Here is an 11,516-nt window from a genome sequence, read left to right as displayed (position 1 = left end):
CCCCAGTCTCGTCCACGCCCGGTCCGGCGTCGGGCCCGGCCCAGGAGGACGCGGCTGTCATTCCCACCGGAACCAGCGGGTGGCGGCCGCGGAGAGGACGACGGTCCACAGGACGAGGACCCCGAGGTGGTCCCAGCCGGGCCACCCTCCGGCCGCGGCCTCGTTGAGGGCCTGGGCGGCCGCGCCGAAGGGCAGGAGCTCGACGATGCGGCCCAGCGTGTCGGGCATCGCCTGGACGGGCAGCCAGACGCCCGCGCTGAACATCATCGGGAAGAACACCGCGGAGCCGATGGCGTTGGCGACCTTGGAGGTGCGGGAGAGGGCGGAGACCAGGGCGCCGAGGGCGAGCGCGCTCAGGACGGCGAGCAGCAGCGCGAAGGCGTATCCGAAGAGCTGGTGCGGCAGCGCCACCTGGAAGGCGAGGCGGCCCACCGTGATGGACAGGACGGCCGAGATCACGGCGGCCGCTCCGTGCAGCCCCATCTGGGCGCCGAGCAGCGCGGAGGGGCGGACGGGGGTGGCCGACATGCGGCGCAGGATGCCGCGCTCGCGGTATCCGGTGATGACCGGCGGCATGGCCTGGAGGCCCGCCATGATCATGGAGAGGAGTACGGCGACGGGGACGTAGGCGTCGACGAAGCGGATGCCGCCGAGCGCCTTGTCGGGGTCGCGGAAGCCGGGGATCGAGCCGAGGACGACCAGCAGGACGGTCGGGAACACCATGATCCAGAAGAGTCCGGCGGGCTCGCGGCGGAACAGCTTGGTCTCCGTCTTCAGTACGGCGACGGCGGCCGGGCGGGAGGTGCGGGTGGCGCGGGCGGGGCGCTGCCGGGTGAGGGTGGTGGTCATGCCGAGGCCTCCGTCAGGTCCAGGAACGCGTCGTCCAAAGTGGCCTCGGAGACGCGGAGTTGGTGGGCGGTGATGTGGTGCCGGGCGAGCAGGGTGATCACGGCGTTGACGGTCTCGTCGGTGCCGTGGATGGTCACCCGGCCGTGCTTCTCCTCCACCGCGGCGGCCTGCGGCAGCGCGTCCAGGGCCAGGCCGTCGAGCGGGGCCGAGGGGGTGAAGGAGATGACGGTCGAGCCCGCCGCCCGCCGGATCAGTCCGGAGGGGGTGTCCAGGGCGGCGATCCGCCCCTTGTCGATGACGGCGACCCGGTCGCAGAGGCGCTGGGCCTCCTCCATGAAGTGCGTGACGAGCAGGACGGTGACACCGCCGCGGCGTACGTCCTCGATCAGCTCCCAGGTGCCGCGGCGGGCCCGGGGGTCGAGGCCGGTGGTGAGTTCGTCGAGCACCACGACGCGGGGGTTGCCGATGAGGGCGAGCGCGATGAACAGGCGCTGCTTCTGGCCGCCGGACAGCTTGGCGAAGCGGGTGTTCAGCTTCTCGCCGAGGCCGAGGCGGTCGGCGAGCGGACGCCAGTCGGCCGGGTTCGGGTAGAAGGCGGCGTACAGTTCGAGCGCCTCGCGCACGGTGAGCTTGGGCTGGAGTTCGCTCTCCTGGAGCTGGGCGCCGAGGATGCGGGTCACCTCGTCGTGGTCGGCGACGGGGTCGTGGCCGGCCACCCGGATCGTCCCGGCGTCCGGGACGCGGAGCCCCTCGATGCACTCGACGGTGGTGGTCTTTCCGGCGCCGTTGGGCCCGAGGATCCCGAAGATCTCCCCCTCCTCGACGGCGAAGCTGACGCCGTCGACGGCGGGCCTGCGGCCGTATGTCTTGCGCACTGAGTTGACCTCGATGATGGGCATGCCTTGAGAATCCCGTCCGGCGGGGGTCCGCCACATCGCCCATCGCGCTCGACCCCGGATCAACCGATCGGTTGATGGGCGGTACGACCCCCTGCGCCGCGCGGCTCGGGCAGGGCCCCTCTTCGCCCGGCCCCGACGCTCTGCCTCGCCCCACCAACGCCCGACCGGTCCTAGGACCAGCGGCCCAGCGGGACCCGTCCGAAACTCGCTGGGCACTGTCCGTGCCCGTCCGTAGGCTCGGCCCTGATGTCCGAAACAGATGCAGCTACCAAGGACCAGTCGGCCACACGCTCGCTCCTGAGGCTCTGGCCGTATGTTCGCCCCGTACGAACTCGCCTATTCAGCGCGGCCGGTGTCGCGATCGTCGCCTCGTGCCTCGGTCTGGTGATCCCGCTCGTACTGAAGTGGATCGTGGACGGCCCGGTCGCCGACCGCGACCCGGGCGGGGTGTGGCTCGGCGCGCTGTACCTGCTGCTGCTCGGGGTGGCGGAGGCGGCGCTCTTCGGGTTCCGGCGGTGGCTCGTGGCGCGCCCGCTGGCGAGCGTCGAGGCGGACATGCGGGCCGATCTGTACCGGCATGTGCAGCGACTTCCGGTCGCGTTCCACGACCGCTGGGCCTCGGGCCAGCTCCTGTCGCGCGGCACCACGGATCTCATGCTGCTGCGGATGTTCCTGGCGTTCCCGCTGACCTTCCTCGTCGTCAACGGGGTGACGATCCTGGCCGGGTTCGCCATCCTGCTGTCGCAGCAGTGGAGCCTCGGGCTGGTGCTGCTCGTGCCGGTGATTCCGCTGGTGGTCCTGTGCTCGCTCTTCGAGACGCGCTACTCGCTGGTCGCCCGCAAGGCGCAGGACCAGGTGGGCGATCTGACGACCGTCGTCGAGGAGAGCGTGCTCGGCATCCGGATCATCAAGGGGTTCGGCCAGCACCGCAGCCAGGCGCTGGCGTTTCGCGAACTCTCCGGGCGGCTGCGCGGCACCGAGCTCGCCAAGGCGCGGCTGCTCGCCGGGCTCTGGGGCCTGATCACCACGATCCCCGAACTCGCCATCGGCGCGGCGCTCGTGCTCGGCACGGTGCAGGTGGCCGACGGGGACCTCTCGGCCGGCACGCTGGTGGCGTTCCTGTCCACGGCGCTGGCCCTGCGGTGGCCGGTGGAGTCGATCGGGTTCCTGCTCGCGATGAGCCAGGAGTCCGCGACGGCGACGGCGCGGTTCTTCGAGGTCATGGACGCGGAGGAGGAAGTGGAGGCGCCGGGTGCCTCCACGGGCCACCCCTCGGGGGCGCTGCCCCCGGGCCACCCCCAGGGGGTTCGGCCCCTGGACGCCGCTCGGGGCTCCGCCCCGGACTCCGTCGAGGGCTCCGCCCTCGGGACCGCCTCCGCGAGCACTCCCCCCGCGGACCGTGCCCCGGGGGCCCTGCCCCCGGACCCCCGCTCCTCAAACGCCGGAGGGGCTGATGCGGCCCCCCTGTCCGCCGGGATCGACGTTGCACCGATCGAGGCTCAAGGGGCCAAGTCAGCACCCGAAGGCGCGCCACCCGACGCCGGAGAGGCTGCATCAGCCCAGCCGCCCGCCGGGGCCGACGTCGCGCCCACAGATGCCCAGGACGCCGACGCGGCTCCCCTGCCCAACCGGGCCGATGTCGCAGCGGCCGGTGCCCGTGCAGGTGCGGTGGTGACCCGGGTCGGGTCAACCGACCGTCAACGAAAGCGTGTTGGGGCTCCCGACGGGGTCCCTGGTCGCGCCGTGGGCGGGGCGGAGGGGGGCTTCGGGGGGCGGGGTGGGATTCGGTTCGAGGGGGTTTTCTTTCGGTATCCCGATGCGGGGGACGGGGGGTCGGCCGTGCTCGCGGGGGTCGATCTGCACATTCGGGCCGGGGAGACCATGGCTCTGGTCGGCGGGACCGGGTCCGGGAAGACCACGCTCACCGCGCTCGTACCGCGACTGCACGAGGTGAGCGGGGGCCGCATCACTCTCGACGGGGAGGACATCGCGGGGATGTCCCGGGACCGGCTGCGCGGTCTCGTCTCGGTCGCGTTCGAGGAGCCCACGCTGTTCTCGGCCTCCGTCGGGGACAACGTCCTGATGGGCGGCGGCGGTTCGGCCGACCTGGAGCGGGCGCTCGACATCGCGCAGGCCCAGTTCGTACGGCAGCTGCCGCAGGGCGTGGACACCCAGGTCGGCGAGCAGGGGCTGAGTCTGTCGGGCGGGCAGCGGCAGCGGCTCGCGCTGGCGCGGGCGGTGGTGGGGCAGCCGAGGTTCCTGATCCTCGACGACCCCCTGTCGGCCCTGGACGTCCACACCGAGGCGCTGGTCGAGGCGGCGCTGCGGCGGGTGCTGCGGGAGACCACCGCCCTGGTCGTGGCGCACCGCCCGTCCACGGTGATGCTCGCCGACCGGGTGGCGCTCCTTTCGGAGGGCAGGATCGCGGCCGTCGGCACGCATCAGGAGCTGCTGCGCGGCAACGCCGAGTACGCCTGGCTGATGTCGGGCGCGGGCGAGCACGACCACGAGAGCGACCAGCACGACGGGGAGGACGGGCGATGACCACGACGGTCGGGACCGAGAGGGCCACCGGGGAAGAGGAGCTGCCGCCCGGCGGCGCGGGCGGTGACGGCGACCCCTTCGACCGGGACGAACTGCCCGCTCCCCCGGGCGCGACCGGCGCGCTGCTCAGGTCGCTGCTGCGGCCGCTGCGCCGCCGCGTGGTGATCGCGACGCTCATGCTCGTGGTGCAGCAGGCCGCCGCGCAGGCGGGGCCTCTGCTCGTCGCGTACGCCATCGACCGGGGTGTCCCGGCGTTCCGCGCACACGACTACGGGCCGCTGATCGCCATCGGCGCGGGGTACCTGCTGTCCGCGCTGGCCTCCGGGTTCTTCCAGTACGCGTTCGTCCGGACCTCGGCGCGGGTCAACCAGGACGTGCTGCTCGACCTGCGCGGGCGGATCTTCCGGCATGCCCAGGCGCTGAGCGTGGACTTCCACGAGCGCTACACCTCGGGCCGGTTGATCTCGCGCTCGACCACGGACGTCGAGTCGCTGCGGGAGCTGCTCAGCGAGGGGTTGCAGGAGCTGATCGGGGTGATCCTCTCCTCGGTCTACATCTGCGCCATGCTGCTCTGGCTCGACTGGGGCACCGGCGCGCTCGCCGTCGCCTCCTACGTGCCGCTGCACTTCCTGATCCGGCTCTACCAGCGCCGGGCGGGAGCCGTGTACGCGGCGCGGTCCACGGCGATCGCCGCGGTGATCGTCAAGTTCGCGGAGACCCTGAACGGCATCCGGCCAGTGCAGGCGTTCCGGCGCGAGCGGGCCAACGACGCCGAGTTCGGGGAGCTGAACCGCCGGCACGAGCGCACGAACGGCGACGCGCTCCTGGAGATGGCCCGCTATGTGGTGGGCTCCCGGCTGGTGGCCAACACGGCCGTCGCCGCGATGGTGCTGTGGGGCGCCACCCGGGTCGCGGACGGCGGCCTCGAGCTGGGTGTGCTGGCGGCCGCGGTGCTGTATCTGCGCCGCCTGTACGACCCCATCGACCGGCTCGGCATGTTCCTCAACTCCTACCAGTCGGCCGCCGCGTCCCTGGAGAAGGTCGCCGGGCTGCTCGCCCAGACCCCGTCCGTGCCGGAGCCGTCCCGGCCCTGCGAGCTGCCGGAGCGCGCGGGTGAACTCCCGGGCCGACGCGTCGACTTCGAGCGGGTCGGCTTCGGCTACCGGACCGGCGGCGAGGTGCTGCCCCGGTTCGACCTGACCATCCCGGCGGGCCAGACCGTCGCCGTGGTCGGCTCGACGGGCGCGGGCAAGTCCACCCTCGCCAAGCTCCTGGCCCGCTTCTACGACCCGACGGAGGGCCGCGTCCTGCTCGACGGGACGGATCTGCGCGAGCTGTCCGTACGGGACCTGCGACGCGGGGTCGTCATGGTCACCCAGGAGGCGTTCCTGTTCTCCGGCACGGTCGCGGAGAACATCGCGATCGGACGCCCGGACGCCACCCGGGAGGAGATCGAACAGGCCGCGAAGGCGATCGGCGCGCACGACTTCATCGCGGGCCTGCCCGACGGCTACGACACGGACGTACGCAAGCGGGGTGGCCGCATCTCGGCGGGCCAGCGCCAACTCGTCGCGTTCGCACGGGCGTTGCTCGCCGACCCGGCGGTCCTGATCCTCGACGAGGCGACCAGCTCACTCGACATCCCGGGCGAGCGGGCGGTGCAGCGTGCCATGCACACGGTCCTCAACGGCCGTACGGCGGTGGTGATCGCCCACCGGCTGTCCACGGTGGAGGTCGCGGACCGGGTCCTGGTCATGGAACGGGGCCGCATCGTCGAGGACGGCTCCCCCGCCGACCTGATCGCGGGCACGGGCCGCTTCGCGGGCCTGCACCGCGCCTGGCGCGACAGCCTGGCCTGAGCGGCTCGGGGCATGGTTCGCGGGACCGGCGGCCGCCGAGCCGCCGGTCCCGCGCCTAGTCACCGGGCGGGCCGTCGTGCAGGATGCGCTGGAACAGGCGGTGGTCGCGCCACTGCCCGTTGATGTGCAGATAGCGCGGCGCCACCCCGATGGACTCGAAGCCGCTCTTCGCCAGGACGCGCTGCGAGGCGGTGTTGTCGAGCAGCGTGCCGGCCTCGACGCGGTGCAGGCCGTACAGGTCGCGGGCCGCCTCGCAGACCCGCGCCACCCCCGCTCCGGCCAGGCCCCGACCGCGCCGGTCGGCGGCCACCCAGTAGCCCAGGTTCGCGCTGCGGAACGGGCCGAGCACCAGCCCGGAGAGCGTGATGGTGCCCACGACGGCGCCGTCGCTCTCGAAGACCCAGGGCACCGTGCGCCCTTCCTCGTACTCCTTCAGCCGCTCGGCGATGCGCTCGGCCTGCCCCTCGACGGTGAAGAAGTCGTCCGGTCTGCGGGGCTCCCAGGGGGCCAGGTACTCCCGGTTCGCCAGTTGGGCGCGGTGCAGGGCCTCCGCGTCATCGGGGGACATCAGCCTCAATACGACGCCGCCGGGCAGCACTTCACGGGGAGGGATCATCCGCGGACTGTAACGCGCGGCCGCGCGCCTCCACGAGGTCCCGGCGCCTCCGCCTGACTCCCGCCCACCCGCGCCCGCCCCACCTGCGGCTTTCCCCCACCTGCCGCGCCGGGCCCGAGGAGGGGTTCGTAGGATCGGGGCGTGGCAACGGGGACGGAAACCAACTGGGCGGCGCCGACCGAGACGGAGTGGCTGCTCCACACGGCGGGGCTGCGCGGCGACGTGGAGGCGCAGCTGCGGGTCCTCGCCCGCGAGGAGCTCTACATCGGCGCACCGAAGGCCCAGGTGGACGCGCGGCCCGACCTGGTCCACTGGCCCTCCTACCGGGACCCGTCGGGCTGGCTGTGCAAGCCGGTGCTGACCCGGGGGATGCTGCCGCAGTGGCATCCGGACTGGGTGTTCCACGACGTGTCCCTGAAGTGGGCCGCCGACTTCGGCTGGCGCGAGCCGAACCAGCTGCTCGCGGTCAACCCGGGCACCCCGGCCCAGCTCTTCCTGCCCGCGTCGCCCGAGCACCGCGCCGTCTGGCGCCGCGTCCACGAGGAGACCGAGCGCCCGGGCGCCCGGCTGACCGCGCTGCGGCACGGCGCGCTGCACGGCCCGCTCGCCTACGGCCTGGCCTGCGGCGCGCACCTGGCGGTCGTGAACGACGTGCCGTGGAACGAGGTCGGCACCGTCCACCAGGGCTACGCCCGCCAGCTCGCGTCCCTCCGCGCGTCCTGGGGCATCACCGAACCCGCCGGATTCAAGCGGCAGTTGAATGCCCTGCTGGACGCGCGCAACAGCCCGCCGGAACCCGATTTCGTCCTCGGGGTCCGCGAGGAGCTCCGGTCCGGTCTCGGCGAGCCCCCACCGGCCGAACTGTGGCGCGAGACGGCCGCCGGGCACGCCCAGGACATCGGGATCGACCAGGGCTCCGTCAAGGAGATCGAGGCCCTGGTGCGGCGCATCATCCGTTACGAGGCCCGGTTCCGCGCCGACGGGCTGCTCGCGCCGGACGGCCGGGTCGTCACCACGGTCGCCTACGACTACGGCCGGGCGGTGAACCTGGCGCGCTGGGGCCTCGAAGCGCGCTTCTGCACCCCGCACGAGGCCGAGCAGGCGATCGTCTACGCGGGCGCGCTGAGCAAGTCGGCCTACCGGTCCTGGGAGGACTTCTCGGCGGCGTACGCCCTCGGCCGGGTGCTGCGCTTCGACGAGGAGTCGTACGGGCGCTACTACGAGCAGAACGTCGAGGCGCACCGGGTCCTCACCGAGCACGAGGGCAGTCCCTGGCGGAACATCCCCTGGCGCTGAGCCTTGGGGCTCAGGCGCCCACCGTTCCGTCGACGCCCTCGCGCAGCAGGTCGGCGTGGCCGTTGTGGCGGGCGTACTCGTGGATCATGTGCAGCATCACCATGCGCAGCGACACGTCCTCGCCCCAGCGTGGCTGGTGGCCCGCGAGGTCGAGGGACTCGGCGTCGCGCTCGATCCGCCGGGAGTGCTCGACCTCGTCCTCCCAGGCCGCGAACGCCTCGGCCCTGGTGGACCCGCTCGCGTCGTACGCCGCCTGAAAGTCGATCTTGTCCGACCAGACCATCGGGATCTCCTGGTCCTCGAACACCCTGCGGAACCAGGTCCGTTCGACCTCGGCCATGTGCCGCACGAGCCCGAGCAGGGTGAGCGTGGAGGGCGGCATCGACCTCCGCCGCAGCTCCTCGTCGCCGAGCCCCTCGCACTTCATGGCCAGCGTGGCGCGGTGGTAGTCGAGAAAGGCCCGCAACATCTCCCGCTCACTGCCGAAGTGGGGCGGCCCGGTACGAGGGTCGGTCATGGCTGTACTCCTCACAAGTTCCTGATCCCCCCCGACAGTACCGGCCCTACCAACCCCCTCAAATCCCCGAAAACCCCCCACCCAACCCCCTTTAGGGGCGCGAGGAACTGCGCGACAAGCCACCCACGCCCCGCGGACGAGAACGGACCCAAGGAGCGCGGGGAACTACGCAAAAGGCCTCGCCCGCCCGCAGCTAAAGCACCCCCCACCCCCAACCCCCATAGGGGCGCGAGGAACTGCGCGGCAAGCCACCCACAACCCGCGCACGAGAACGAGCCCAAGGGGCGCGGGGAACTGCGCAAAGGGCCCCGGCCGCCCCGCAGCCGAAACCCCCCGCACCCCCGACCCACCCGGCAGGCCTCACCTCCCCGAGGGAGCGGAGACCCCACCCCGCCGAACCCTGAGCAGCGTCAGGGCGAGAACGGCCGCCCCACCCATCAGCCCCGCCGCACCGAGCGCCGCGAAGTCAAGACCTCGGGTGAACGCGGCGAACGCCGTCGACAGGTCACGCCCGTGCGCACTCGCCAGCGCCCCGCCCAGCGTCTCGCGGGCCGCGGCCGGCGCGTCGGCCATGCCGTGCCGGTAGACCGCCGCGCCCACCGAGCCGAGGACCGCCATGCCCAGGGCCCCGCCCAGCTCCTGGCCCGATTCCAGGACCGCGGCCGCCGATCCGGCCCGCTCGGGCGGGGCCGCGCCCAGGGCGAGTTCGTTGGCGAGGGCCATCGCCGCGACGAGGCCCGAGGAGTAGACGGCGCAGGCGGTGAGGGTGTACCAGAGCGGCGAGTCGGTGTGGACCTGGGTCAGCGCGAGGAAGCCGCAGCCGGACACGGCGAAGCCGCCCGCCATGACGCTCCCCCGGTCGAAGCGCCGCGCGAGGACGGCCCCGGTGGGGGCGCCCACGAACGCGCCGCTCGCGGGCACCAGACTCCACAGCGCCGCCTGGAACGGGCTCTTGCCGAGCACGGACTGGAGGTACTGGGTGAGGAACACCGCCATGCCGATGGTCGCCGCGATGGCGAAGAGGTTGGCGAGCACCGCTCCGCCGTACGTGCGCCGGCGCAGCAGCTCCAGGTCGACCAGGGGGTGGGCGAGCCTGGTCTGCCGCCGGACGAAGACGTACAGCAGGACGAGTCCGGCCACGACGGACAGAACCGGAACCAACTCCACGCCGTCGCGGGCGAGTTCCTTGATTCCCTGGATCACGGGGAGCAGCCCGGCCAGGGAGAGCACGGCACTCGGCCAGTCGAAGCGGCCGGGGGCCGGTCGGCGCACCTCGGGCAGCAGCAGCGGGGCCAGGATCAGCAGGAGGATCATCGCGGGCAGGTTGATGAGGAACACCGAGCCCCACCAGAAGCGTTCCAGCAGGGCCCCGCTGACGACCGGGCCGAAGGAGATGCCCGCGGTCATGACGGCGGTCCAGGCGGTGACCGCCTGCGCGCGCTGCTTCTCGTCGTGGAAGAGGTTGCGGATCAGGGCGAGCGTGGAGGGCATGAGCGCGGCGCCGCCGACACCGAGCAACGCCCGTACGGCGATGAGGAGTTGGGGCGAGTCGGCGTAGGCCGCCGCGCACGAGGCCAGGCCGAAGACGGCGGCTCCGGCGATCACGAGGCGGCGGCGCCCGATCCGGTCGCCGAGCGCGCCCATGGTGATGAGGAGCCCGGCGAGCACGAAGCCGTACATGTCGAGGATCCACAGCTGCTCGGTGGAGCTGGGCGCGAGGTCCTCGCTGATGAACGGGATGGCGAAGTAGAGGACGGAGACGTCCATGGAGACGAGCAGGAGCGGCAGCATGAGGACGGCGAGCGCGGTCCATTCCCTGCGCCCGGCGCGCGGCGGGGCGAGGTCCGTGCGGCCCGCGAGGGGGCCGGTGGTGGTGTCCATGGCGGTAGCGAAACAGCGTCGGGCGTACGCCGCCATCGGCGGGCTAGTGCACCTCGGCAACTCCCCTGATTCCAGGGGTGGGACACTGTCGGGCGCACTAGTACACTGCCCGCCGTGACCGAGCAGCCGCCCTACCTCGCCATCGCCGCCGGGATCCGCCGCCGCATCGCCTCGGGGGAGCTCGCGCCGGGCGACCGGGTGCCGTCCACGCGGGCCATCGTGCGCGAGTCGGGGGTGGCGATGGCGACCGCGACCAAGGCGCTGGCGGCCCTGGCGCGGGAGGGACTGGTGCGGGCGGTGCCGGGGGTGGGCACGGTGGTCGCCGAGGCGCGGCCGCCGCGCCCGGCGGGCGGTGCGGCGCCGCTGAGCCGGGACGCCGTCGTGGCCGCCGCGGTCAGCATCGCGGACGCCGAGGGCCTGGCCGGGGTCTCGATGCGGCGGATCGCCGGCGACCTCGGAACCTCCACGATGGCGCTCTACCGGCACGTGCCGAACAAGGGCGAACTCGTACGCCTCATGACGGACGTGGCGTTCGGCGAGACGGACCTGGGGCGCCCGACCGGCGACTGGCGGGCCCAACTCACGCACGCGGCACGGCTGTTGTGGGCCGCGTACCGCAGGCATCCGTGGATGGCGCGGGCGATGGCGTCCTTCATCCGGCCGGACCCGATGCCGGAGGCGATGAAGTACACCGAGTGGGTGCTGAGGGCGCTGCGCGGTACGAGCCTGGGCGTGCACCACGTCATGCACGCCCATCTGGTGCTGATCGCGTTCGTCCAGGGTCTCGGCGTGGCCATGGAGTTGGAGGGCAACGCCCTCCAGGACACCGGGGTCTCCAACGACGAGTGGATGGACCGCAACGGGCGTCGGTTTGCGGCCATCGTGTCGGGCGGCGCCTACCCCGTGCTGAGCACGATCTTCGAACATGAGCCGTTCACGATGGACTTGGACTCCCTCTTCGGTTTCGGGCTCGAACGACTTCTGGACGGCATCGCCGTCATCATTGCCGAAACGTCCGGTTAACGAACGGCGCCCTTCGGACAACGGACGTGTTT

9 protein-coding genes are annotated in these 11,516 nt (G+C 72.7%); 4 read left to right on the top strand and 5 right to left on the bottom strand.

Going from position 1 to position 11,516, the window contains the following annotated elements; all coding sequences use genetic code 11:
* Positions 1-57: 57 nt before the first annotated feature.
* On the bottom strand, positions 58-849 hold the full coding sequence (locus AC07F3_RS25515) for an ABC transporter permease (protein WP_479116761.1): 792 nt from the start codon (positions 847-849) through the stop codon (positions 58-60).
* Complete coding sequence (locus tag AC07F3_RS25510) at positions 846-1,748, bottom strand: ABC transporter ATP-binding protein (protein WP_479116760.1); 903 nt, start codon at positions 1,746-1,748, stop codon at positions 846-848. The genes AC07F3_RS25515 and AC07F3_RS25510 overlap by 4 nt, the downstream gene beginning before the upstream one ends.
* Positions 1,749-1,994: 246 nt before the next feature.
* Here AC07F3_RS25510 and AC07F3_RS25505 point away from each other — a divergent pair, with 246 nt between their 5' ends.
* Both AC07F3_RS25505 and AC07F3_RS25500 read left to right on the top strand, forming a co-directional pair.
* Positions 1,995-4,292, top strand: a complete 2,298-nt coding sequence (locus AC07F3_RS25505) for an ABC transporter ATP-binding protein (RefSeq protein WP_479116759.1) — start codon at positions 1,995-1,997, stop codon at positions 4,290-4,292.
* On the top strand, positions 4,289-6,151 hold the full coding sequence (locus tag AC07F3_RS25500; RefSeq protein ID WP_479116758.1) for an ABC transporter ATP-binding protein: 1,863 nt from the start codon (positions 4,289-4,291) through the stop codon (positions 6,149-6,151). Before AC07F3_RS25505 ends, AC07F3_RS25500 begins: the two co-directional genes overlap by 4 nt.
* Before the next feature lie 55 nt (positions 6,152-6,206).
* Here the strand turns inward: AC07F3_RS25500 and AC07F3_RS25495 are convergent, their stop codons facing one another.
* Entirely contained in the window at positions 6,207-6,767 is a 561-nt protein-coding gene (locus AC07F3_RS25495; protein WP_479116757.1) for a GNAT family N-acetyltransferase, read from the bottom strand.
* A 141-nt stretch (positions 6,768-6,908) separates the two neighbouring features.
* Between AC07F3_RS25495 and AC07F3_RS25490 the strand changes: the two genes are divergently transcribed.
* Positions 6,909-8,063 (top strand): DUF1266 domain-containing protein, encoded by a 1,155-nt coding sequence (locus AC07F3_RS25490; RefSeq protein WP_479116756.1) that lies wholly within the window; start codon positions 6,909-6,911, stop codon positions 8,061-8,063.
* Between the two features lie 10 nt (positions 8,064-8,073).
* On the opposite strand, the gene AC07F3_RS25485 is transcribed toward AC07F3_RS25490, so the two are convergent.
* Together AC07F3_RS25485 and AC07F3_RS25480 are read right to left on the bottom strand one after the other, a co-directional pair.
* A complete protein-coding gene (locus tag AC07F3_RS25485; protein ID WP_479116755.1) occupies positions 8,074-8,580 on the bottom strand; it encodes a DinB family protein in 507 nt (168 codons plus the stop codon).
* Between the two features lie 360 nt (positions 8,581-8,940).
* Positions 8,941-10,461, bottom strand: a complete 1,521-nt coding sequence (locus AC07F3_RS25480; RefSeq protein ID WP_479116754.1) for an MFS transporter — start codon at positions 10,459-10,461, stop codon at positions 8,941-8,943.
* A 114-nt stretch (positions 10,462-10,575) separates the two neighbouring features.
* Between AC07F3_RS25480 and AC07F3_RS25475 the strand changes: the two genes are divergently transcribed.
* Positions 10,576-11,484 (top strand): TetR/AcrR family transcriptional regulator C-terminal domain-containing protein, encoded by a 909-nt coding sequence (locus tag AC07F3_RS25475; RefSeq protein ID WP_479116753.1) that lies wholly within the window; start codon positions 10,576-10,578, stop codon positions 11,482-11,484.
* The last annotated feature ends 32 nt before the right edge of the window (positions 11,485-11,516 follow it).

The organism is Streptomyces sp. NPDC045846 (assembly GCF_056431605.1).
The sequence above is the reverse complement of the archived record's forward strand: the minus strand, read 5'-3'. Positions and strand labels throughout refer to the sequence as shown.